Annotated in this window: 25 protein-coding genes and 1 pseudogene; 11 read left to right on the top strand and 15 right to left on the bottom strand. The window is 68.1% G+C overall.

All coding sequences use genetic code 11. The features are described from left to right. Window positions 1–18 precede the first annotated feature (18 nt). The 9 genes from AC50YC_RS08165 to AC50YC_RS08125 all read right to left on the bottom strand — a co-directional run bounded on the left by AC50YC_RS08165 (window position 19) and on the right by AC50YC_RS08125 (window position 7,834). Window positions 19–798 carry an SDR family NAD(P)-dependent oxidoreductase gene (locus AC50YC_RS08165; protein WP_494953040.1) on the bottom strand — a complete coding sequence of 260 codons (780 nt, stop codon included), beginning with the start codon at window positions 796–798 and terminating at the stop codon, window positions 19–21. Window positions 799–880: 82 nt separating this feature from the next. Then, window positions 881–1,696 carry an anti-sigma factor domain-containing protein gene (locus tag AC50YC_RS08160; RefSeq protein ID WP_494953039.1) on the bottom strand — a complete coding sequence of 272 codons (816 nt, stop codon included), beginning with the start codon at window positions 1,694–1,696 and terminating at the stop codon, window positions 881–883. Continuing rightward, window positions 1,683–2,312 (bottom strand): RNA polymerase sigma factor, encoded by a 630-nt coding sequence (locus AC50YC_RS08155; RefSeq protein WP_494953038.1) that lies wholly within the window; start codon window positions 2,310–2,312, stop codon window positions 1,683–1,685. Before AC50YC_RS08155 ends, AC50YC_RS08160 begins: the two co-directional genes overlap by 14 nt. After that, window positions 2,309–2,893: a class F sortase gene (locus AC50YC_RS08150; protein ID WP_494953037.1), complete on the bottom strand. Its 585-nt coding sequence runs from the start codon at window positions 2,891–2,893 to the stop codon at window positions 2,309–2,311. The genes AC50YC_RS08155 and AC50YC_RS08150 overlap by 4 nt, the downstream gene beginning before the upstream one ends. Window positions 2,894–3,144: 251 nt before the next feature. Then, a complete protein-coding gene (locus tag AC50YC_RS08145; RefSeq protein ID WP_494953036.1) occupies window positions 3,145–3,978 on the bottom strand; it encodes a DUF4397 domain-containing protein in 834 nt (277 codons plus the stop codon). 246 nt (window positions 3,979–4,224) lie between these two features. Next, the gene (locus AC50YC_RS08140; RefSeq protein WP_494953035.1) at window positions 4,225–5,931 is read right to left on the bottom strand and encodes a DUF4389 domain-containing protein; all 1,707 of its coding nucleotides are present in this window, start codon (window positions 5,929–5,931) and stop codon (window positions 4,225–4,227) included. Between the two features lie 36 nt (window positions 5,932–5,967). Next, window positions 5,968–6,414, bottom strand: coding sequence for a flavodoxin family protein (locus tag AC50YC_RS08135; RefSeq protein WP_494953034.1), 447 nt, complete (start codon window positions 6,412–6,414; stop codon window positions 5,968–5,970). Then, complete coding sequence (locus AC50YC_RS08130) at window positions 6,411–7,466, bottom strand: zinc-dependent alcohol dehydrogenase family protein (RefSeq protein WP_494953033.1); 1,056 nt, start codon at window positions 7,464–7,466, stop codon at window positions 6,411–6,413. The genes AC50YC_RS08135 and AC50YC_RS08130 overlap by 4 nt, the downstream gene beginning before the upstream one ends. After that, window positions 7,463–7,834, bottom strand: coding sequence for a hypothetical protein (locus AC50YC_RS08125; RefSeq protein ID WP_494953032.1), 372 nt, complete (start codon window positions 7,832–7,834; stop codon window positions 7,463–7,465). Before AC50YC_RS08125 ends, AC50YC_RS08130 begins: the two co-directional genes overlap by 4 nt. Before the next feature lie 355 nt (window positions 7,835–8,189). Between AC50YC_RS08125 and AC50YC_RS08120 the strand changes: the two genes are divergently transcribed. Beyond that, on the top strand, window positions 8,190–9,695 hold the full coding sequence (locus AC50YC_RS08120; RefSeq protein WP_494953031.1) for an amidohydrolase: 1,506 nt from the start codon (window positions 8,190–8,192) through the stop codon (window positions 9,693–9,695). A gap of 10 nt (window positions 9,696–9,705) precedes the next feature. On the opposite strand, the gene AC50YC_RS08115 is transcribed toward AC50YC_RS08120, so the two are convergent. Next, a complete protein-coding gene (locus tag AC50YC_RS08115) occupies window positions 9,706–10,215 on the bottom strand; it encodes a hypothetical protein (protein WP_494953074.1) in 510 nt (169 codons plus the stop codon). 150 nt (window positions 10,216–10,365) lie between these two features. Between AC50YC_RS08115 and AC50YC_RS08110 the strand changes: the two genes are divergently transcribed. Further along, a complete protein-coding gene (locus tag AC50YC_RS08110; RefSeq protein WP_494953073.1) occupies window positions 10,366–11,799 on the top strand; it encodes an HNH endonuclease in 1,434 nt (477 codons plus the stop codon). A gap of 27 nt (window positions 11,800–11,826) precedes the next feature. On the opposite strand, the gene AC50YC_RS08105 is transcribed toward AC50YC_RS08110, so the two are convergent. The 3 genes and pseudogenes from AC50YC_RS08105 to AC50YC_RS08095 form a co-directional block, all read right to left on the bottom strand. Then, a complete protein-coding gene (locus tag AC50YC_RS08105; protein ID WP_494953030.1) occupies window positions 11,827–12,108 on the bottom strand; it encodes a fibronectin type III-like domain-contianing protein in 282 nt (93 codons plus the stop codon). Window positions 12,109–12,238: 130 nt separating this feature from the next. Then, a pseudogene (locus AC50YC_RS08100) lies at window positions 12,239–12,406 on the bottom strand (glycoside hydrolase family 3 C-terminal domain-containing protein); the annotation flags it as partial. Then, window positions 12,346–12,825, bottom strand: a complete 480-nt coding sequence (locus tag AC50YC_RS08095) for a hypothetical protein (protein ID WP_494953029.1) — start codon at window positions 12,823–12,825, stop codon at window positions 12,346–12,348. The pseudogene AC50YC_RS08100 and the gene AC50YC_RS08095, both read right to left, overlap by 61 nt. 320 nt (window positions 12,826–13,145) lie before the next feature. Here AC50YC_RS08095 and AC50YC_RS08090 point away from each other — a divergent pair, with 320 nt between their 5' ends. The 3 genes from AC50YC_RS08090 to AC50YC_RS08080 all read left to right on the top strand — a co-directional run bounded on the left by AC50YC_RS08090 (window position 13,146) and on the right by AC50YC_RS08080 (window position 15,074). Next, window positions 13,146–13,763 (top strand): uracil-DNA glycosylase family protein, encoded by a 618-nt coding sequence (locus tag AC50YC_RS08090; protein ID WP_494953028.1) that lies wholly within the window; start codon window positions 13,146–13,148, stop codon window positions 13,761–13,763. 166 nt (window positions 13,764–13,929) lie between these two features. After that, on the top strand, window positions 13,930–14,100 hold the full coding sequence (locus AC50YC_RS08085; RefSeq protein ID WP_494953027.1) for a hypothetical protein: 171 nt from the start codon (window positions 13,930–13,932) through the stop codon (window positions 14,098–14,100). A gap of 17 nt (window positions 14,101–14,117) precedes the next feature. Continuing rightward, window positions 14,118–15,074 carry an L-lactate dehydrogenase gene (locus AC50YC_RS08080; RefSeq protein WP_494953026.1) on the top strand — a complete coding sequence of 319 codons (957 nt, stop codon included), beginning with the start codon at window positions 14,118–14,120 and terminating at the stop codon, window positions 15,072–15,074. Here the strand turns inward: AC50YC_RS08080 and AC50YC_RS08075 are convergent. Next, window positions 15,071–16,177: a cation diffusion facilitator family transporter gene (locus tag AC50YC_RS08075; RefSeq protein WP_494953025.1), complete on the bottom strand. Its 1,107-nt coding sequence runs from the start codon at window positions 16,175–16,177 to the stop codon at window positions 15,071–15,073. The two genes, AC50YC_RS08080 and AC50YC_RS08075, sit on opposite strands and share 4 nt — an antisense overlap. Next, complete coding sequence (locus AC50YC_RS08070; protein WP_494953024.1) at window positions 16,174–16,509, bottom strand: ArsR/SmtB family transcription factor; 336 nt, start codon at window positions 16,507–16,509, stop codon at window positions 16,174–16,176. Before AC50YC_RS08070 ends, AC50YC_RS08075 begins: the two co-directional genes overlap by 4 nt. Window positions 16,510–16,652: 143 nt before the next feature. Between AC50YC_RS08070 and AC50YC_RS08065 the strand changes: the two genes are divergently transcribed. From AC50YC_RS08065 to AC50YC_RS08040, 6 genes are all read left to right on the top strand, one after another. Then, window positions 16,653–17,219: a hypothetical protein gene (locus AC50YC_RS08065; protein WP_494953023.1), complete on the top strand. Its 567-nt coding sequence runs from the start codon at window positions 16,653–16,655 to the stop codon at window positions 17,217–17,219. A gap of 116 nt (window positions 17,220–17,335) precedes the next feature. After that, complete coding sequence (locus AC50YC_RS08060) at window positions 17,336–17,938, top strand: DUF305 domain-containing protein (RefSeq protein WP_494953022.1); 603 nt, start codon at window positions 17,336–17,338, stop codon at window positions 17,936–17,938. Between the two features lie 92 nt (window positions 17,939–18,030). Next, window positions 18,031–18,738, top strand: coding sequence for a FadR/GntR family transcriptional regulator (locus AC50YC_RS08055; protein ID WP_494953021.1), 708 nt, complete (start codon window positions 18,031–18,033; stop codon window positions 18,736–18,738). 70 nt (window positions 18,739–18,808) lie between these two features. Then, window positions 18,809–19,849: an asparaginase gene (locus AC50YC_RS08050; protein ID WP_494953020.1), complete on the top strand. Its 1,041-nt coding sequence runs from the start codon at window positions 18,809–18,811 to the stop codon at window positions 19,847–19,849. Window positions 19,850–19,857: 8 nt separating this feature from the next. Beyond that, window positions 19,858–21,273, top strand: a complete 1,416-nt coding sequence (locus tag AC50YC_RS08045) for an aspartate ammonia-lyase (protein WP_494953019.1) — start codon at window positions 19,858–19,860, stop codon at window positions 21,271–21,273. Window positions 21,274–21,299: 26 nt separating this feature from the next. Beyond that, a complete protein-coding gene (locus tag AC50YC_RS08040; protein ID WP_494953018.1) occupies window positions 21,300–22,871 on the top strand; it encodes an amino acid permease in 1,572 nt (523 codons plus the stop codon). Window positions 22,872–22,957 lie beyond the last annotated feature (86 nt).

Below are 22,957 nucleotides of genomic sequence, written 5' to 3'. Positions count from 1 at the left end.
CATTCAGGGTCCTGGCCGCTAGTAGTCCACGATCGCGCCAGCGGAGATGTTGACCGTGGCGTCGGTGATGGCCCCGGCCTTGTCCGAGGCCACAAAGCAGGCGACGTTTCCGACGTCGGCCAGCGTTGCGGTGCGGTTCAGGTGGGCGGACTTGGCGATCTCCATGATGATCTCCTCGCGCCCCTCCGTCTGCCACGGGATCGTCTCGATGATGCCGCCGGACACCATGGTGACCACACGGATGCCGTGTTTACCGAGTTCCAGGGCCCACTGCCGGCGCAGCCCGTCCATCGCATCCAGGGCCACCTTGAAGCCGCCGAGCCCGGGCACGGTCTGCGGCCCGGAGCCGCCGAACATCAGCACCACCCCCGAGCGCTGCTTGATCATGTGCGTCGCCGCGGCCCGGGTGGTCAGGAAGTGGGTGCGGGTAGCCAGGCTTATGGGCTGGGTGAAGTCGTTGACGTCGATGTCCATCAGAGGCTGCTGGATGTCGCCGAAGGAAATGACATTGAAGGAGATGTCGATCCGTTTGGTCTTCTTGGCCACCCGGTCCACAAATGCGTCGACCTGTTCCTCGTCCAGGGCATCGACGACGGAGGTTTCCGCCCTGCCGCCCTCCTCCTGGATGTCCCGGGCCACCTTTTCCAGCGACGACTCGGTCCGGCCGGCGAGGTGGACGAAGGCGCCCTCCGCCGCGAAAGCGCGTGCCACGGCTCCGCCGATGGAACCCCCCGCACCATAGATCAGCGCGGTCTTGCCCTTCAGCAGTCCGTTTCCCGGCACCTCGTTGTTCAGCATGGTGGCCTGCCTCCCACGGTGGAGTGGTAAATTCCCTCAACTATGTTCTCGCCGGGGTTCGCTGGCAAGAGGGCGGATCAGTTCACAAGGCAAGGGTTCCGCGGACAATGCTCACGCTGGAGTGCGCAGGATTGCCGTCAACCGGTTCGTCGGACACGTCCACGATCGGGTACTCGCCCAGATCCAGGCCCGCCGGGACGGCAAAAGTCCCGGACTCGGAGGTCATAACGCCCAGGCTCACCAGCCGGGACAGATCGGGCGCGATCAGCCAGACCTCCTGGTAACCGCGGGCCTCGTTCTTGTCGACCCGGACTTCCAGGATGCGCTGCCCGTCCGTGGCTTCGACGACCCGGGCCGAGCCGGTGGCGGAATGCTGGTCCACGGGCGCAAGTTCGGCCTGGGCCAGCGGGGTCACCGCCGGCTGATTCTGTTGCACGGACCAGAAAACGCCCCCCGCCAGCAGGACTGTCGCCGCAGCAGCCGCCAGCCACACCCCGGGACGGCGGATCCAACCGGAGCGTCCACCGGGTTCCTGCTTCCGGGCCGTTCGTTCCTCCCGGGACAAGAGCGGCGTCGGGGAGCCGGACGGCACCGGGGACGGTGGCGGCTGTGACGTCGACCTTGGGCGGGAATCCCGCGACGTCGGGGATCCAAGCGGGTCAGCGGCGACGGCGTTGGAAAGTCCCAGGGCGCTGTAAATTCCCGCCCACACCTGTGGTCCCGGTGACTCCAGCGCGGTGTCGTCCAGTGGTCCGGGCTTCGCCGCCACAACGGCGCGGCGGAGGCCCACGTAGTCCGCTGCACAGCTGGCACAGGAGCGGAGGTGGTCCGCGGCGTCGTCTCCGAGCTCTTCGCCAAGGGCCAGCAGGCTTAATGACTCCGGATCAAGATGTTGCACGGTCTACCTCCAATCGGCTTCTGAGCTGGGACAAGCTGCGGCGTATGTGGCTTTTGACCGTACCAAGGGGCAGGTCCAGTTTCTGTGAAATCTGCGAATGCGTAAGGTCGTCGTAGAAGGCGAGTTTGAGGATGGATCCTTGCGGCTCCCCCAGCCTCTCCAGTTCCTCGTCCAGCAGCAGGCGGTCAGCCAGCACCTCTGCGGCGGCGTGCCCGGCCGCCCGTTCCGGATCCGGAGAGAGCTCGACGGCGGCCAGCACCTTACGGGTTTCCCGCATCGAAGCCGCCTGCGCGTCCGTGACCACGTTGCGGGTGATGCCCACGATCCACGCCGGCAGCCGCGCCTTCCCCGGGTCGAACGCAGACCGCGAGCGCCACACCCGGATGAACACTTCCTGGGTGACGTCATCGGCCGCGGCGTTGTCGCGCAGCGAGCGCAGCGCCAGCGTGTGCACCAGGGGCGCAAGCTGCCGGTACGCCTCCGCCAGCGCGGTTTCGTCTCCGGCGGCAAAGGACTCGTTGAGCCCCGCGTCCCAAGCGGAAGAGGCCTCGAAGGGTGCCAAGCCCGGCTCCTTCCCCCCGCTGGTGGCGACGGTGAGCGCAGCATCCTGAATCATGCCGGTACCGCCGTGACAATCACATTGTCGCCGTAGTCCTGCTGTTCGTCCAGCCATCGGCCGCCGCACGTCACCAGCTTCAGCTCGGGCGTTCCGTCCCGGCGGAAGACGGACGCGCCGTCGAACGCGTCCTTGGCCATAAGTTCCACCCCCGTCACCCGGAAGGTCACGGGAGCGGCCCCTTCGCGCTGCACCGTCACGAGGGTGCCCGGCGCGAGCGATTTGAGTTGGGAAAAGGGCGCCGAATCGGAGGTTGTGTCGACGTGCGCCGCGACCACCGCGGTGCCGGCGTCGGATCCGGGGGCCGGGCCGAAGCGGTACCAGCCGGCCTCGTCGAAAGGCTCCGGGATCTCCATCGCCCCGTCCGGACTGACTCCCACTTCCACGATCGGCATGTTGATGGTGGTTCCCGCCACGGTGAGGAAGCGCGGTGCCGGGTCCTTCGGCGTCTGGGCCAGGGGTGTTGCTGGGCGGACCGGGATGGCTGTCCCCGCGACGGGGGCGGTCGTGGCCGGCGGCGGGGACTGCGGAGGCTCGGTGCCGGGTCGGCCGGTGTCGGGGGCGGCTGTCTCCGTTGCCACCCTCTCCGTTGACACGGGGGGCGGGGTGGCTGTTTCCTGGGCCGCGGTGCAACCCGCGGTCAACAGCGCCATTGTGACGGCGGCGGCCGCGATCCTCGCGAAACCTCGTGGGGCGGTGCGCAGACCTGGAGCCGGGGGGCGCCGGGTGGCCGCCGTCGTCGTGCCCTTCACGTCCGTCCTCCTGCCGTGTGTTGGAACTCAGGGCCCGGCCGCCCGGCGGGTCGCCGGGCGGCCGGTGCTAGCGGTAATGCCTAGCGGGTGCGGCGGAGCGCCGGCTGCTTGCGGGACACAGCGACCCCGCCGGCCAGCAGCAGAAGAACCGCGGCACCGATGCCTACCGTGGCGGCTGTCTGACCGGCTGCGGTCCCGGCGTCAGCGGCGCCGGACCGTGCACCGGGAACGCCGGCGGGAGCGGAGTGCAGACCCTCAATGTTCTGCACGGCCAGCTGCAGGTTGTTGTCCGCGAGGCTGCCCCACGCGTACACCACAGTGTGGGTGCCCTCCGCGACCGTCACATCGGCCGGGCCGATCACCGGAGCCGTGGTGCCGGCGGCGGCCACCGCAGCGGACAGGGTGCCGGGATCCAGCGTCAGGGTCTCTTCATTGGGGTTGGTCAGGCCTGAGATGACGGGTGCCCCGCCGGCAAGGATGTCCACGGCCGGTGCTGCTGCCGTGTGGCGGACAGTGAGCTTGCCCTTGCCGGGTTCGATCTGTGAAACGTCGTTGGTGAAGAAGTTGGCCGTCGGATTGCCCTCGGCATCGAGGTTGGCCACGGCCGTGTAGTTTCCGCTGGCCGCGAGGGTGACCGTCACCGGCCCGATCACGGGGGCGGAAGCATCCGCCGCATCGGCGGCGGTGATGGCAAGGTCGTAATCCCCGGCCGGCAAGGCCAGCGGACCGGCCAGGGTGCCGGGGGCGAAATCGTCCAGGGTGCGTTCGCCGTTGACCCAGACGTCAACGGTCAGTCCTGGAACTCCGTGGATAACGGAAAGCTGCGCGTCGGACTCGGCCGCCTGGGCGGGGCCGGCAAGGGTAAGAGCTGCCGCGATTGCCACGGCGCCTGCTGTGAAAAGGCTGGTACGCATTTACATCTCCTTCAACGGCCCGCCAGGCGGGCGATTTTTGCTTACACCCCTACTACCGGCGCGCTGGGCCGTTTGGATGCACATGCATGCAGATATTTATTTGAAGGAGGTTCAGGCACGGCGACGGGCGCAGCTGTGCAGCTCAGGCGCCCGGCACAGCGGGCCCAACGCAACTGGCACAACGCGGCGGCCGGGCTGCTCATGTGAGCTGCCCGGCCGCGGCTGGAGATGTCTGTCCGGAGCGTCCTAGGTGCGCGGCGTGCTGTCCGGGCCGGCGGGAACTTCCGGGGTGTCCGGGCCCGGGGCCGCGGGCCCGCCAATACCGTAGAAGCCCGTCTGGCCCTCGGCCGGGCCCGTCCCACCGGGGCCTGGCCCACCCGGACCGGCCTGGCCGTAGAGGGGCGGCGCGGCGCCGCCTGGAACGGGCGCGTACCCCGGTCCGGCCGGAGGCACCGCAGGCGGAATCGCAGGGGCGTCCCCCGGATCCCGCGGTCCCATGTCCAGATGGAACGGCGGGTATTCGTCGCGCATAAGGGAAACGTACGCGGCCACGCGGTAGATCCAGCGGTTCAGGCCCATAAGGAAGTCGAAGAGACCCCGCGAGTAGGAACCGGTGAACAACAGGATGAGCCCGGCGATGAAGACCAGCAGCCCGAAGAGGGAAAGCCCTGTGCTCACCTGCACCCAATCGCCCTCGCGGTACTCCCAGTCCGTCTGGGCGGTCCCGGTCAGCAGCGCAATGATCAGCAGGTGCGGGATAGCCAGCAGCCAGGACTTCACGAGCACGAGGCCGCGGGAGAGCTTCTCGGGATAGTCGACGTCGAAATCGGCCGGGTAGTCGGTGCGCTCCAAGGTGAAGGGCGGGTAAACGTCCGTGCCGAGCGCCCCGTACGAATAGAAAGCCACCCGCCAGCTCCAGCGGATCACACCGACATTGAAGTTGAACAGAGAGCGCGGGTAGCGCCCGGTGAACAGGATCGCGAACCACGCCACGATCGTGACCACGCCGAAGGCAAACCAGAGGAAGAAGAGAACGATGAAGTGCGGGATCGCCAGGAGCCACTTAACCAGCCACTTCCAGCGGGACAGGTTCGGGTCCAGGTAGCCGCTGAGCCGCGCAGGATAGACGACGCCGGCACCCGGCGGGGCTCCCGCCGCCGAGCCGGCCGCCGCACCTGGCACGGCGCCCGCCGCATAGTGCTGGGAGACGGCAGCCGCGGACGAGGGCTGCAGCTGGCCGGGATAGGCCTGGGGCTGGCCGGGCTGGGGTGGTCCGCTCTTACCCCGGCCCAGCCCGGCGGCACCAACCACGATCAGGGGAACACCGATGAGCAGGAACACGATTCCCCCGACCAGCAGCCCGATAAAGACCGGCCACAGCAGGTTGGAGCGCGCTCCGGCTTTCATGTCCACAACCACCGGGGCGCTGCCGTCGGCGTTCATGATCACCACCGCCCAGCTGCCGGACCGCAGGTCCCATTCGAGCTGCTGCTCCCCCGCACCGCTGGCGGACGCGGCCCAAAACCCCTGGTCCGCAGGCGGCGCCGGAACCTGAGCTCCGGCCACGTCCCGGTAGTCCACCCGGAAGGGGTTGAACCGTACGTCGGCGATTTCTGAGTGGCTGACGCCATTCAGATAGGCCGCCACATCGCTCCGCGGTCCGATCCCAATGAAGATCTCCTTGCCGGCAGCCGCCGAGCCGCCCAGCATGACACTACCCACCACTCCGACCGGGGCGGTGTCCGGCACTCCTTCGTCGGCCATGATGTCGAGGCGCGGAGTTGTCAGGGCATAGGAGTTCGTGACGCACCGTTCCGATGTTGTCGTGAAGTACCCGTTGTCGCGTTGCAGGTAGTTGGCGAACCCTGCGGCGCCGGCAGCGGCCAGTAACCCCAGTCCGAGAAGTGCGCTGAGCGTGCCCAGCACCAGCATGACTATCCGGCCTGGTCGCATGGCCGCCGTCCTTTCAGATGACTTAGATCAGCTGACTCAGCTCGTAATTGAGGTGAGTAGGGTTCGTGCCCAGCCCTCCGCTTTCTCGATTTCGCCGTCGCGCAGCGGCCCTTCGCTTCCCTTCACGTAGAAGGGCATGGGTTCGGCGATGATGTCTGCCCCGCCTGCCTTCAGGGCATGCGTAATCTTCTTGGCGGCGTCGCCGTGAATAAACATCCGGACGCGGGTGTCGAATGCCGCGGCTTTGACCCCTTTGAGGGAACCGTTTCCCAAAGCCGAGAGCATCGCGGTGATTTTCGGCGTCGGGCGCCATCCGTTGATCGGGCTGCCGACCACCAGGAGGTCCCCGGCCGCGAGCGTGTCGGGCTTGAAGTCGCCGACAGGGACGGAACTCGCCTGCAGCCCGCCAAGGGAACCGGCGATCGCCTCGGCTACCGATCTGGTGTTGCCGTACGCCGAATCGTAGACAACCAGGGCTTTCATGCCGTGATCACGACCTTGAGCGCCTTCGTTTCCGCGGCCCGGGCGAACGTGTCGTAGGCCTCCAGGAACTGGTCGAAGCTGAAGTGATGCGTGGCGAACTTCTCCGCCGGTACCTTCTTCTGGGCCACAAGTTTGAGCAGCATCGGGGTGGTGTTGGCATTGACCAGGCCCATGCTGATGTTGATGTTCTGGATCCACAGGTTTTCCACGTGCAGCTCCACGGACTTGCCGTGCACGCCGACGTTGGCCACATTGCCGCCTGGCCGCACGATGTCCGTGCACATGCTGAAGGTCGCCGGGATGCCGACCGCTTCGATCGCCACGTCGACGCCCTGCCCGTCGGTCAGTGCGAGGACCTGCTCCTTCCAGTCGGCGTCGCCCGAAAGGACGACGTCGGTGGCGCCGAACTCGCGGGACTTGTCCAGCCGGTTCGCGTCAAGGTCGATCGCGATGATGGTGGCGGCTCCGTAGAGCCCGGCGGTGGTGATGGCGGCGAGGCCCACCGGTCCGGCACCGACGACGGCGACCGTGTCGCCGGGCTTGACCCGACCGTACTGCACGCCGATCTCGAAACCGGTGGGGAGGATGTCGGAGAGCATCACGGCCTGTTCGTCGGTGACGCCTTCGGGGAGCAGGTGCAGGGAGTTTTCGGCGTAGGGCACGCGGACGTACTCAGCCTGGGTGCCGTCGATAAGGTGGCCGAAGACCCAGCCGATGCCGGAGGCTCCTTCCTCACCCATGCAGTGCGAATACAGGCCGGTCTTGCAGTTGGCGCAGTGGCCGCAGGACTTGATGCAGGAGATGATAACGCGGTCCCCCACCTTCAGGCTGGTGACCGAGGAGCCGACCTCGGTGATGGTCCCGACGCCTTCGTGGCCCAGGATCCGGCCCTTGGTCACGGCGGGAACATCCCCCTTGAGAATATGGAGGTCCGTTCCGCAGATCGTGGTGGTGTCCACTTTGACGATCACGTCACTGGGATTCTGGATCTTCGGATCGGGAACGTCCGTCCAGGACTTTTCGCCGGGACCGCCATAGACGAGGGCTTTCATGCGTTCTCCTTGATTCTGAGGATGTTCGGCGGATCCACGATGCGCAGCCGGCACGGTGTGACGGAGGCGTCGATGCCCGATGACACGACTGCGCGGCTCGCATGCTCGTGAAGTTCTTCAATGGCCTCGGCCGTCACTCGGGCGTGGGCGAGATCCACCACAATCTCGTACCCGGGCAGTTTGGCGGTCACTCGGCGGCAGACGACATAGAGGGCCCTGACATTTGCAGGCGTAACGACGCCCCGCACATTGACCCACGCCGACTCTTCAACGGCGTCGATCCGAATAAGCACCCTGATGCGCGGATCCCCGTGAGAGGGGTGCGCGTAGTACGCGCTGGCCCTGTTTCCGTGCTGCCTGTGCGTCATGCGGCGCCAGAGCTCCCGCGCGGCCCGTGAGCGGACCCAAAGATGTAAAAATCGCTGTAGACGGTCATAGTGGATGCGGTCTCCTGCCCTGTTCCCGCAGACACGGGCAGTGCAGAATGCCTTTTCCTTCCCCAAGGTTCGAGCGAGACCGTACAACTGATAAGCAAGCGGTTCATCCCCAATGGCCGTGCAGGAACCGCCCCAAATACAGCTTGGTGGGTGCGAGCGCCCGGGGCAAGGGGCGAAAGTCCCTTGTCCGGCGGGAAAGCCGGTATCCGGTGGCTGAGCGGGTCCGGACTGGCGCTGCGGCGGGTCCGGATTGGCGCTGCGCGCTCCGGCCCATAGCCTGTCTCGTATGCCTGAGACTTCTGCCGATGCCGTGAACCGCCTCGTACTCGCCTCGGCGCGGCTCCCCGGCGAGACGGCACTGTACGACGTGCACGTGGTCGATGGGATCCTTTCCCGGGTCACTCCCGCCGGGATGCCTGGTCTTCCCGGATCGCAGGTAGTCAACGTGGACGGCCGCTACGTCATCCCGGGGCTGTGGGATGAGCACGTCCACATGACCCAGTGGGCCCTCGCCGCCAACCGGATTGACCTGTCCGGTGCCGCGTCGGCGCGTGCGGCGGCCGACGTCGTGCGTTCCGCTCTGTCCGGCCCCGGCCCTGCGGGTGAAGGCGGCAACGGGCTGACGGTGGTGGGTGTCGGCTTCCGGGACGCCGTCTGGGCGGACGTTCCCAGCCTGGAACTGCTCGACGGCGCCACCCGCGGCCTGCCGACGGCGCTGCTCAGCCATGACCTGCACTGCGTCTGGCTCAACAGCGCGGCGGCTTCCCGCTACGGCGTGCCGGTGGACTCGTCCGGGCTGCTGCGCGAGGAACCGGCCTTTGAACTCACCCGTGAGCTGGGCAAACTGCCGGACGCGGTGGTGGACGCCTGGGTGCGGGAGGCCGCGCAGGCGGCAGCCGCACGCGGGATCGTGGGGATTGTCGATTTCGAAATGACCTGGAACCGCGATGTGTGGCTGCGCCGCGTGGCTGGCGGTTTCGATTCCTTCCGGGTGGACTCCGGCGTCTATCCGCAGGACTTGGCGCGGGCCATCGCGGAGGGCTTGCGGACCGGGCAGGAGCTCGACGGCGGAACGGGGCTGCTGCGGGTCGGCCCGCTCAAGGTGCTGATCGACGGCTCGCTGAACACCCGCACGGCGTTTTGCGTGGACCCGTACCCGCACGGCGGCCGCGGGCTGTTGACCGTGAGCGAGGCGGAACTGCTGGGTTGGCTGGTCCGTGCCCGGGAATCCGGCTTTGTTCCGGCGGTGCACGCGATCGGCGACGGCGCTAATGAGGTGGCACTGAATGCCTTCGCGGCAGCCGGAATCGCGGGGCGGATTGAGCATGCCCAGTTTGTCCGGGGCCAGGACTTCGTGCGCTTCGGCGAGCTGGGGCTGACGGCGAGTGTCCAGCCCGCCCATGCCTTGGATGACCGTGATGCGGCCGAGTCCAACTGGGCCGGGCGCACGGACCGGGCTTTCCCGCTGCGGTCGCTGCTGGCTGCCGGGGCCACCCTGGCGCTGGGCTCCGATGCGCCGGTGGCGCCGCTGGAGCCGTGGACCGCGATGTCGGCGGCCACCACCCGGGCGCGGCAGGACGGTCGGGACCCTTGGCACCCGGAGCAGGCGCTCACCCGGCAGGAGGCCATGGTCGCGTCAACGCGCGGGCGGGGACGGATCCGGGTGGGGGATCCGGCAGATCTGGTGGTGCTCGACGGCGACCCGCTGGCGGTGGCGGACGCCGTCTTTGCGGCGATGCCGGTGGCCGCGACGCTCGTGGCCGGGCGGTTCACTTTCCGGGGCGGCGTCTGATCGGCCGTATCTAGCTTCCCTTGACCCGCGTCTGTACGAGGTTGGCGAATGGCAGCCGGCCGTACTCGTCCACGAACGCGGCCTGATACCCGGCTTCGGCCGCGGTCAGCTGTTCGACGGGCAGCTCCTTCCACGCGACGACCAGCGAGCCGGCCGCAGCGAGCTGCCAGATCAGCCGGCCGTCCCAGTGGCCGGGCGGCTTGCCTTTCCCGAAGTCGACGAATTCCTGGATCTGCCGGCGCAACCCACGGTTGCCCTTGCTCCCGGGGCCGGCCTTGCCCACATAGAGGACGTCGGCCCCGTCGACCCATTCGGCGCCAAGTGCTTCCGCCGTCAGGGTGGGGTCCTTCTTCTTGAAAATGCCTGCCGTGCTCTTGGCCAGGAACTGCGCCCGGTAGCCCCCGGGCTGCAGCACCGCAAAAATCCCGGGTTTCTGCGGGATCCGGTTGATGTCAAGGTCACCGAGCGGCCGGAACCCGGTGAACCCGTCCTGCTTCAGTGACTGTCTGTTGATCGGCATGAGTTCCTTGAGTCGGGGCACTGGGCGTTCCTGCAAAGCTTACGGACATGCAGCTGCGAGGCCGGTTTAAATGTCGCAGGTGCCCGATAGCGTGGTTCCATGGACGGCGAGCAGGGGCCCGACGAGGCTCAGCCAAAACAGGTGACGGTCATGGATGGCGCCCGGTCGACTGACGCTGTCCGGCCGTCCGGGGACGTGCCTGAGCTGGACGGTGCGCGGTTGATTGCGGAAATCCGGGCCCTGGAAGGCCGAAAGTCTTCCCTGGCTGCCCGTCAGGCCCGTCTGTCCGTCGCCTTCGGCCTGCTCCAGCGCCGCGAACAGGCCGGCCGTGGGGTCCCGGCGGCGGAGCTGGGCTCCGGGGTCGGCGCGCAGATCGCCCTGGCCCGGCGGGAATCCCCGGCCAAGGGCGGCCGGCTCCTGGGCCTGGCCAAGGCCCTGGTCACCGAAATGCCCCACACCCTCGCGGCCCTGGAGACCGGGCAGCTCAACGAATGGCGCGCCACCCTCATCGTGCGGGAAACCGCGTGCCTGTCCGCGGAGGACCGGGCCGCCGTCGACGCCGAACTCGCCCCCGACACCGGAACCTTCGACGGGACCGGGGACCGTCGCATCATCGCCGCCGCCCGGGCTGCGGCCTACCGGCGGGACCCGCGCACTGTTACCCAGCGCGCCAGCCACGCCGCGGCCGAGCGGCACGTCAGCCTCCGTCCCGCCCCGGACACCATGTGCTACCTCACGGCCCTGCTCCCCGTCGCGCAGGGCGTCGCGGTTCACGCCGGCCTGACCCGGCACGCCGATGCCCTCCGCAACGCCGGAGACCCCCGGACCCGCGGGCAGCTCATGGCCGATGCCCTGGTCGAACGCGCCTCGGGAAAGGCCGGCGGGATCAGCGGCATCGAGATCCAGCTCGTCATGACCGACCGCACCCTCTTCCAGGGCGACAGCGAACCCGCCCGCCTCCCCGGCTACGGCATCGTCCCCGCCGGCTGGGCCCGCAACCTGCTCACCCACGCCCAAAAAGACGCGGGACCGGGCGCGGCGCGAACAGGTCCCCACGCCGGGGACGGCACCGGAGAGAATGCTGGGGACAAGGCCATGAACGTCTGGCTGCGCCGGCTCTACACCGCCCCGGGCACCGGCGAGCTCACCGCGCTGGACTCCCGCGCACGGCTCTTCCCGCCCGGGCTCCGGCGCTTCCTCACCGCCCGCGACGACACCTGCCGCACACCCTACTGCGACGCCCCGATCCGCCACTTCGACCACATCATCCCCTGGAACCGCGGCGGACCGACGACCCACAACAACGGCGCCGGGCTCTGCGAAGCCTGCAACCACACCAAAGAAACCCCCGGCTGGACCACTCGACCACGACCCGGACCCAGACACACCCTCGACGTCACCACCCCCACCGGCCACGCCTACCACTCCACCGCCCCACCCCTTCCGGGAACCCCTTGGCACTCCACCGCCCCACCCCTTCCGGGAACCCCTTGGCACTCAACCGCAGCATCCCACCGGCGAAGACCCCGGTACCTCGCCAAGGCGCCCCAACCCGTCCGTCTGGGCCACTCGGCATACGTCTGATCGCTGCTGGACCGGTGTGCCGGCCGGCTACCGCCCGAACCACGACTCGGGCAGGGACACGTCAGCCTCCATGGTGTAATTACCGGCCGAATGCCCGAGCGCCAGGCGGTAGCTGCCACCGCGGGTGTGCCACTGCCCGCGGTCGGTGTCGTAGGACGCGAGCAGCCGCGGATCAACGTCCAGCGAGACGGTCCGTGATTCGCCCGGTTCGAGGTCCACGCGCTCGAAGTCGAGCAGCCACATCCGGGGACCCTCGGGGTCCTCGAGGAGGTAGAGCTGGGGTACGTCGGCCCCGCGGCGGCCCGGCATTGGTGACGGTGAACCCGGCCCGCCCCCCGTCCCGGTCCTGCACTGTCAGGTCCGCGTAGCTGAACCGGGTGTAACTGAGCCCGTGGCCGAAGGGGAAGAGGGGCTCCTGCGCGGTCTTAGCGACCAGCGGTAGCCGACGTCGGATCCCTCGTTGTAGTTGATCGTCGTCGGTCCCCCACGGTGTGCCGTGGCCGGGCAGCTCCGGCCGCGGAGTCTGGTCCAGGCCGGCCGGGAAGGTCAGCGGAAGTTTCCCGGAGGGGTTGGTGACGCCGGCAAGGATTTCGGCGATCGCCTGGCCGCCGCACTGCCCGGGGTACCAAGCCGCGAGGACAGCCCGGACCTTCGGCCGGCGAGCTGGACGTTGAGCCCTTTGCTGCGGTCTTCTTTGCCCACCAGTTGCCCGGACCGGCGGGCGAGCCCGGGGTTGAAGCTGGCCCCCAGGGCAATGGAGGCGGGGAGGGCGGTTGCGGTGTCCCCCTCCCGGTAGCCCGGGTTGGTGACGCCCAGGCTCGCGTCGCTCATCAGCAGGGCGGGGATACCAAGCCGCGGGATCCCGGGGGTGTAGCCGGCGCTCATCGGGACGCCGTCCGGGATGCGCGGATCCTTGTCCGTGAGCACGTGGTTGGTGCCCATGATGCTGATGAGGAGGGAAAAGCGCTCCTCATCCGTCAGTTGCGCCCCGACTTCACGGGCCCATTCCATCGCTGCTGAAGTCACGCGTTGCCTGCTTTCGGGGCCGTCCCGGCGGACGTGCGGCGCCGCGGCCGCAACGCGGGATTCCGCACGGGCTGCGCTTAAACGTAAGGCCTGCAGGTACCTTCGCGATCTCGCTATGAGACGGCTCGGACATTTTCATGTCCAGAACGACCCGGCTTAATCAAGTGGCTACCTGCAGGCGCTTTAAGCGTACGCCCGCCCTTTCAGTGTGACTAGGGGTCCGTCGCCTCTTCCAGAGTCCGAAAAAACGCCCCAGCGCCCAAAAGCGTAGAGTGGAACCAGACGCCTGATTCTGGACGCCGAGCGCTGAGGGAGAAATCGTGACGATTGACTGGGACGAAAAGAAGACCCTGCTGCAGGAACCGAACATCGCCGCTGTAACGCAGCTTTGCGACGAACTGATGGAAAAGAAGCCGGGGTCGGTCGTCCCCTACATCGATCCCGTCCATGACGAGGACGAGTGCCGGATCGTCAGCCTCCACATCGCCCCGGGCAAGGGCACCGAATCGGGCTTCGTCTCCCATTTCAATGATGACGAAGCAGCCCGCCGCGCCACCTCCATCTACGAGGCCGTCGAACTTGACCCCCGCTACGTGATGCCGTGGAATGCCTACCCTTGGGTCCGCGATCCCGAGCTGCCCTCGGCGCTGAACGTCCAGGAGAAGACGGACGGCCTGCGGCCGTTCCGCCAGTTCCTCAAGATCAACAGGCGCGTCTCCGCCGTCATCGCCCATGGCGCCGACGCCCACGCCTTCCTGACACTTTTCGAGAAGACCTACCACTCCTCCCTGAAAAACCGCGGGGTCAAGATCTACAAGGCCACCGCCCTGGGCGGCCGCGCGTTCGCCGTCTCGGCCGCCAAGCAGGAAGAACTCCTGAGCAAAAACGTCGAGGTCTACAGGGACGCCATGCAGCGGGCAGGCATCCAGCACCTCTGATCCGGCGGATCGGGACACGCACGACGGCGGTTCCGCCGGCGCTCCCACGATGGTCCGCGTAGGGTCCAACGGCCCTGCCCAAGCCGGGCGGTGCTTGGTGAGCTTGAGTCGAGCCCGGACGGCCGCGTCTCTGGGGAGGCTCCCGCATCCGAAAAAGGACTCAGCTATGGGACGGTTGGACGGCAAGGTGGCCCTGGACCTCGGCTGCGCCGGCACCCGGGTCAATTCAGCCCTGGCGGTATTTCTGGCCGGCGACGAGTCCTCTTACATTACGGGCGCCGAGTTCGTGATCGACGGCGGCGAGCTCGCCGGCACGGTCGCGCCGCCCGCCGTCTGACCGGAAAGAAGAAACCCATGTCCCAGAGCCCAGGATCAAAACTCGCAATCGTCGGCGCCGGCAGCGTCGGCACGTCCCTCGCCTACGCCGCCCTGATCCGCGGTTCGGCCAGCAACGTCGCACTCTTCGACGTCAACGCGACCAAAGCTGAGGCCGAGGTGCTGGACCTGGCCCACGGCACCCAGTTCGCCGCCGCTGCGGCCACCGTCACCGGCGGCGGAGACATTGCCGCGACGGAAGGGGCCGACGTCGTCGTCATCACCGCCGGGGCCAAACAGGCACCGGGCCAGACGCGGCTGGACCTGGCCGGCACCAACGTCCGCATCCTCGAACAGCTCATGCCGCCGCTGCTCGCGCACGCCCCGGACGCCGTCTACGTCCTGGTGACCAACCCCTGCGATGTGCTGACCGTCGCGGCGCAGAAGATCTCCGGCCTGCCCTCCTCGCGCATCTTCTCCTCCGGCACCGTGCTCGACACGTCCCGGCTGCGCTGGCTACTGGCGCGCAAGGCCGGCGTCTCCCTGACCAGCGTGCACGCCAGCATGGTGGGCGAGCACGGCGACACCGAGTTCCCTATCTGGTCCGGCGCCACGATCGGACCGGTCCCGATCCGCAACTGGACGGTCGACGGCGAACGGGTCTTCACGTCCGACTACCTCGCTGAAACCGCGCGGGAAGTGACGCAGGCGGCCTACAAGGTGATCGCCGGGAAGGGCGCCACGAACTACGCGATCGGACTATCCGGCGCGCGCATCGTGGAGGCCCTGCTGCGCGCGGAAAACGCCGTCCTGCCGGTGTCCACCGTGCTGGACGGGCAGTACGGGATCACCGGGGTGGCACTGTCCCTGCCCAGCATCGTGGGGCACGGCGGCGTCCGCGCAGTTCTGGAGACCCCCATGGACGACGGAGAACTCGCCTCGCTGCAACACTCGGCGGAGACGCTGCAGCAGAGTCTCGCGACGCTGGGGATTTAGGCGGTCCGGGGCGACTCTGCCGCGGCGAAGTCGGGCACAATCGTCACCGATCCGACGTGCGGCAGCGCACGGCGGACCCCGCGTTCCAGATTGGCCGTCACTGAGGCGAGCTCCACCAGGTGCGCGTCCGTCGCGATCGGCACCGTGATCTCGGCGTGCAGCTGGTGGCCGGACCAGCGCAGCCGGGCGGTGCCGCCGGACCGGGAGTGTTCCGCGACGACGGCCTCGACCCGCCGGGTCAGTCCAGGATCGACGCCGTCCATCAGCCGCCGTCCGACGTCGCGCACGGTGCCCCAGAGGAGGACGACGATGGCGGCGGAAATCAGCAGGCCAACAATCGGGTCCGCCAGCGGGAAGCCGAGCCAGACGCCGATGACGCCAACGACGACGGCCAGGGAGGTGAAGCCGTCCGTCCGGGCATGGACCCCGTCAGCCACCAATGCTGCGGATCCGATCCGCCGGCCGACGCGGATCCGGTAGATCGCCACGAGTTCGTTGCCGGCGAAGCCCACCAACCCCGCGGCGAGCACCCAGCCGAGGTTGTGCACGGGCTGGGGTTCGAAGAAACGGCGGATCGATTCGACGGCTGCCACCACGGCGGAGAGAGCGATCATCGCCACGATGAACAGTCCGGCGAGGTCCTCGGCCCGCCCGAACCCGTAGGTGTACGTCCGGGTGGCCTTCCGACGGCCTAGCAGGAACGCGATCCACAGCGGGACGGCAGTCAGCGCGTCGGAGAAGTTGTGCACCGTGTCGGCCAGCAACGCCACGGAGCCACTGATCAGCACGATCACGAGCTGGAACACCGCGGTGGCGCCGAGACCGAGCAGGGAGACCTTGACCGCGCGGATGCCCTGCGAGCTGGATTCGAGCGCCTCGTCGATGGAGTCCGCAGCGTCGTGCGAGTGCGGCACGAAGACTGACTGAAGCCAGCCCTTCAGGCCCGTGGCGTGGGTGTGGGGGTGGTCGTAGTCGTGGTCGTGGTCGTGGTCGTGCCCGTGGGGGTGGTCGTGCGGATGATCGTGGACGTGGCCGTCGTCGTGGGCTTGCTGCTGGCCTTCGCCGTGGTTGTGTTCGTCCAGGGCGTCCGACGGGCGGTTCATGCGCCGTGCCGCGGGGCAGTGCCGAGCGCATGCTCGGCCTGGTGGATTGCATCCATCACCAGTTGGCGGGCGTGATCGTTCTGCAGCCGATAGAAGACTTTGGTGCCTTCCTGCCGGGTGGCGACCATGCCGCCCAGCCGCATTTTGGCCAGGTGCTGCGAGACTGCTGAAGCCGGCTTCCCCACGCGCTCCGCCAGAGCGTTGACCGGCAGCTCACCCTCCCCCAGGGCGAGGATCAGCCGGACACGCGTGGCGTCGGCCAGCATGGAAAACACTTCGACGGCCAGCTCCACGTGCGGACTGTCCACCTCAACCTGCCTATCTGCATTCATACGCAGATACTGTCATAGTTGTCCCCACCGGCCAATTGCGCGCTGCGCTGCCGGAACACAATTCCCAGGACAGGCGTTGAAGACAAGTAGCCTGAGTGCTTCATGCCACCGCCTTCAGCCCTGACAGCGAAAGGAGAATGACGATGTCCGCAGCCGCTACTACCGTCGCCGTCCTCCGTCGTGCCGCGCTGCTGGCCGGACTGCTCGCCGTGATTGCCGGTTTCCTGGGCATGCAAATCCTTTCCGGCTCCCACGAGCCCCACACCCAGGCGTCCGCTCCCGGCAGCATCCAAACGGCGACGGCGTCGCACACCGCCGGCGCGGCGCTCTCCGGACATGCCGCCGGCCATTCCGCCGCGCACTCCAGCCACGGGTCCACCGGTACGGTCTCGCAGGCATACGACGGCCCCGCCGCGGCAAGGACCGCACCTTCGGTGACGCCTGTAGCGGCGAGGATCGGCGGAACCCAGGTCCCGCCGTCGTGCGTCTGCCAGGACGGGTGCACCGAGAGGCCCTCGGCTCATATCGACTGCACGCCATCCCCGGCGGGCGCTTCGTTAAGCGCGCCGCAGCCCGGGACCACACTGCTGGAGGCCCAGCCCTGGAGCGCGGCGCGGGCTGACCGCCTGTCCGGCTATGCCTACCTGCCCGGGACGCCAACACCCCGGGACCTGCCCTCAGCCGAACGTAGGAATGGGCATGCGCGGTGAAGTCGCCCGCGCATCACCACCTGCCCACAGCGCTTCCGCCGATCCCAGCGGTCTCCCGCGCGACTCCTCACCACCGACGCTTTCGACCGCCGGATCCACGAAGGACACGACCTCCCATGAAGAAGACCCTCACTATTTCCGCCACCGCCCTCGCCGCCGTCATCGCCCTGGCCGGCTGCTCCACCCCCGGCAGTTCAGGCGGCAGCAGCAGCATGCCCGGCATGGACCACAGCACCATGGGCTCAAGTGCCGCGCCCGCAGCCGCGGACCACAACGGCTCGGACACCATGTTCGTCCAGGGGATGATCCCGCACCACGCCCAGGCCGTGGAGATGAGCGACATCATCCTGAAGAAGCAGGGCATCGACGCCAGCATCACCGCGCTGGCAACGAAGATCAAGGCCGCCCAGGCGCCCGAGATCGAGAAAATGACCGGCTGGCTCGAGGACTGGAACGAACCCACCCAGGCGCCCGGCGGCCACTCCATGACCGGCATGATGAGCGGCGAGGACCTCACCAAGCTCGACGCGGCCCAGGGCACCGACGCCGCGAAGCTGTTTCTCAGCCAGATGATCGCGCACCATGAAGGCGCCGTCGCGATGGCGAACGCCGAGGTCCGGAGCGGAAGGAACGCCGAAGCCATCCAGCTGGGCAAGGACATCGCGGCCTCCCAGACGAACGAAATCAAGGAAATGAAGGAGCTGCTCGCGGGGCTGTAGACCAACGCCAGGGCCCCACGCTGACGGCGGCCTCCGAACGGGGGCCGCCGTCACAGTTGACACTCCGGTGTGACCTCTGCCATATTTTAAGCGTGAACCTGTCAGACAGCCGGACAGCAGGACAGCCTCTCGCCCGCCTCAGTGCGGCCGAAGCAGTCTTCAATGTCCTCCGCTCCGAAATCGAATCCGGCGAGCTCGGCATCGGCGCCAAGCTGAGCTCCGAGGCCACGCTGGCCCAGCAGTACGGCGTGAGCCGCTCCGTGGTCCGCGAGGCCTTGCGTTCCTGCACCGCTTTGGGGCTGACCGTCACCAGGACCGGGCGGGGCACGTTTGTCGTCGCAGACCGCGTGGCCAAGGACCTGGTCCTTGGCCAATACTCGGCACGAGACCTCACGGAGGCGCGTCCCCACATCGAGGTTCCGGCCGCGGGACTGGCCGCAGAACGCCGTTCGCCCGAGGAGCTGGACACCATGCGGGACATCGTTGCCGCGATGACCGCCGAGGACGACCCCGAAGTGTGGGTGGGCCTGGACTCGAGCTTCCACGCGTTGATCGCGAGGGCCAGCCGGAACAAGGTGTTCGAAAATGTCGTCTCGGATATTCGGGAGGCCCTTGCCCACCAGTCCGAGACCCTGAACATGGTGGCGGACCGGCAGCACGCATCCGACGAGGAGCACCGGCGCATCCTGGCCGCCATCGAGGCCGGCGACGCGGCAACGGCGCGCATCGCCATGAGCCAGCACCTGCATGCCGTTGGCATTGCCCTCGACTCGATTCTCAACCCCCAGCCAAGCGCCTGACCTCCGCGCCAAGAAGCAGATTCAGCAGCGGCTCAACCCGAGACAACCAACACCACCGCCAAAGGACGCCATGATTCCTCCTGCCCTCGCGCACATCCCGACTCCGCTGGCTCCGGGGAGGCTCCCGGAGCACGTCCCGCTTGCGGTCCAGACCCGCGACGGGCTGGCCGAGAGCGTCCACCACGGCTCGGTAATCGCCACCGCGGCGGACGGCCGGACCCTCCTGACCGCCGGCCAGCCCCTCGCCCCGTTCTACCCGCGCTCCGCCCTCAAGCCCCTGCAGGCCGTCGCCATGGTCCGTGCCGGCCTGGACCTCCCGGACGACCTCCTGGCCCTCGCGGCCGCCAGCCACTCCGGGGCCGCCGCCCACCGCGACGGCGCGCTGCGCATCCTGGAACTGCACGGGCTGACCCCTGAAGACCTCGAGAACAACACCGACCTCCCTTACGGCGTCCGCGAGCGCGAGGAATGGCTCCGCGGCGGCGGGCAGGCCACCCAACTGGCGCAGAACTGCTCCGGAAAGCACGCCGCGATGGCAGCCACCTGCGTCATCAACGGCTGGCCGGTCCTGGGATACCTGGACCCGGCGCACCCGCTGCAGCGGCTCGTGGCCCGGACCGTAACAGACCTGACCGGCGAGGAACCGGAGCGCACGTCCACTGATGGCTGCGGCACCCCGCTCTTCGCCCTTACCCTGCGAGGCATGGCCCGCGCCTTCGGCCGGCTGGCCTCGGCGACGGGACCCGGCAGCGCGGAAGCCGCTGTCGCCAGCGCCATGCGCCGGAACCCCGAGATGGTCGCGGGTGAGGGCCGGGATGTCACCGCACTGATGCGCCTGGTCCCCGGCCTCCTGGCCAAGGACGGCTTCGAGGGCGTCCAGTTGGTGGGCCTGCCGGACGGCCGCGCAATCGCCGTGAAGATCTCCGACGGCGCAGACCGCGCCCGGATGCCCGTCACCGTCCGCGTCCTGGCCGGGCTCGACGTCGACACCTCTCCCTTGGCGCGCATCGCCGCGGCACCTGTGCTGGGCGGCGGCCGGCCCGCCGGGCTCCTGCAGGCCGCCGATTTCCTCGCTTCCCCCGAAACCTCCAACGCCCCCGACGCCCGGTAAGGACCGCCATGACCTCGCTCGACGAACCCGCAGACTTCCGCTCCGAACACGACCTCCTGGGCGACCGGGACGTTCCCGCCGGCGCCTACTGGGGTGTCCACACCCTCCGTGCCGTGGAGAACTTCCCCATCACGGGCCAGCCGCTGTCCTCCAACATGTATCTGGTCCGCGGGCTGGCCGCCGTCAAACTGGCCGCCGCCCGCACCAACCACGAGCTCGGGCTGCTCGACGCCGTGCGCGCCCGGGCCATCGAGGAGGCCTGCACCGATGTTATGAACGGCAAGCTCAGCGAGCAGTTCGTAGTGGACGTCATCCAGGGCGGTGCCGGGACGTCGTCGAATATGAACGCCAACGAGGTGATCGCCAACCGTGCCCTGGAAATCCTCGGACACCCGAAGGGCGACTACGCGCGGCTGCACCCCAATGATCACGTCAACCTCAGCCAGTCCACCAACGACGTCTACCCCACCGCAGTCAAGCTCGGTACGATCTTCGCCGCCCGGGAACTGCTCGATGCCCTCACCGAGCTCGAAGACGCCTTCGCCGCCAAAGCCCTCGAATTCCGCACGGTGGTGAAAATGGGCCGCACCCAACTGCAGGACGCCGTCCCCATGACGCTCGGCCAGGAATTCGGCACCTACGCCGTCACGATCGGCGAGGACCGGCTCCGCCTGTCCGAAGCCGACCTGCTGATCCACGAAATCAACCTCGGCGCCACGGCGATCGGCACGGGCCTCAACGCACCGGCAGGCTACGCCGAGGCCGCCTGCCGGCACCTGGCCGAAATCACGGGCCTCCCGCTCGTCACGGCGGTGGACCTGATCGAGGCCACCCAGGACGTCGGTGCCTTTGTGCACCTCTCCGGCGTGCTCAAGCGGGTCGCGGTGAAACTGTCCAAGATCTGCAACGACCTGCGGCTGCTCTCCTCCGGCCCGCGCGCCGGTTTCGGCGAAATCAACCTCCCGGCTGTCCAGTCCGGCTCCTCGATCATGCCCGGCAAGATCAACCCGGTCATCCCGGAAGTGGTCAGCCAGGTGGCCTACGAGGTCATCGGCAACGACGTCACCATCACCATGGCGGCCGAGGCCGGGCAGCTCCAGCTCAACGCCTTCGAACCGATCATTGTCCACAGCCTCCACAAGAGCATCTCCCATCTGGAAGCCGCCTGCCGCACCCTCACGGCCCGCTGCGTCCGGGGCATCACCGCCAACACCGAACGGCTCCGCCTCACGGTGGAACAGTCAATCGGCCTCGTCACCGCCCTCAACCCGCACCTGGGCTACGCCACGGCCACGGCCATCGCGCAGGAAGCCCTCGCCACCGGCAAGGGCGTCGCGGAACTCGTGCTCGAACACGGGCTGCTCACCGCCGAGCAGCTCGCCGACCTCCTCAGCCCGCAGCGCCTGGCCAATCTGAGCAAGTAGCGCACCCTCGAACCCGAAGGACCCCCATGACTTATCCCGAAACTGCCCGCGCCCAAAAACAACCGGCCCTGCAGCAGCCCGCCGTCTCCGACCACACCATTCCCGTGCATGCCCATGCCTCCGAGGCAGCGCTCCACGCCGAGGACCAGGGCTACCACAAGGGCCTGAAACCCCGGCAGGTGCAGATGATCGCGATCGGCGGCGCCATCGGCACCGGCCTGTTCATGGGCGCCGGCGGCCGCCTCGCCACTGCCGGCCCTGCCCTGGTCATCAGCTATGCCGTCTGCGGGTTCTTTGCCTTCATGATCCTGCGCGCCCTCGGCGAACTCGTGATGCACCGGCCGTCCTCGGGCTCGTTCGTCTCCTATGCCCGCGAATTCTTCGGCGAGAAGGCCGCGTTCGTCACCGGCTGGCTGTACTGGTTGAACTGGGCCATGACGGCGATCGTGGACATCACCGCCGTCGCGCTGTACATGAACTTCTTCAAGAAGTACTGGGCGCCGATCGCGGACGTACCGCAGTGGGCCTGGGCCCTGGCCGCCCTGATCCTGGTCCTGGGCCTCAACCTCGTCAGCGTCAAGGTGTTCGGCGAGCTCGAATTCTGGTTTGCGCTGATCAAAGTGGTGGCGCTCGTGACCTTCCTGCTCGTCGGCATCTACTTCGTCATCTTCGGCACCCCCGTCGCCGGCCAGGAGGTCGGCTTCAGCCTGATCGCGGACAACGGCGGCATGTTCCCCAACGGCCTGCTGCCCGCAATCGTGGTGATGCAGGGTGTTGTGTTCGCCTACGCCTCGATCGAGCTGATCGGCACCGCCGCCGGCGAGACGGAAAACCCGGAAAAGATCATGCCGCGGGCCATCAACACGGTGATCGTCCGGATCGCGGTGTTCTACGTCGGCTCGCTTGTGCTGCTCTCGCTGCTGCTGCCCTATAGCTCCTACAAGGCCGGCGAAAGCCCGTTCGTGACGTTCTTCGGCTCGATCGGGGTCGACGGCGTGGACGCCATCATGAACCTCGTGGTCCTGACCGCGGCCCTGTCCTCGCTCAACGCCGGCCTCTACTCCACCGGCCGGATCATGCGTTCCATGTCCATTTCGGGTTCTGCACCGAAATTCGCTGCCCGGATGAACAAGGCCGGCGTACCCTACGGCGGCATCGCCCTTACCGCCGCCGTAGCCGTCCTGGGCGTCATCCTGAACGCCCTCGTCCCGGCCGAGGCCTTCGAGATCGTCCTTAACGTCGCATCGCTGGGCATCATCGCCACCTGGGCCATGATCGTCCTGTGCCAGATGCAGCTTGCCCGGCTCGCAGCCCGGGGGGAACTGCTCCGGCCCACTTTCCGGATGCCCGGCGCCCCCGTCACGGGCTGGGTCACCCTCGCCTTCCTCCTGGCGGTGCTGATCCTCATGGCCTTCGACTCGCCCGTGGGAACGTGGACCATTGCGTCCCTCGTGGTCATCGTGCCGCTCCTGATGCTCGGCTGGCGCCTCAGCCGGCACCGCATCCTGGAAATCGCCGCCGTCCGCGACGGCTTCACCGGCCCGTATCCGCTCGTGGCCGCCCGGCCCAGAAGGGACGCCGGCGGAGATCCGGAGTAGCCTTCCGGCATTCCGCTCCGCCGTAACGCAACGTCCCCGCAACCCCTCCCGGATGCGGTTCGCATATGCTCAACGGACAGCTTCAC

Source organism: Pseudarthrobacter sp. MDT1-56, from assembly GCF_059383555.1.
This window is presented reverse-complemented; position numbering and strand designations above follow the sequence as displayed.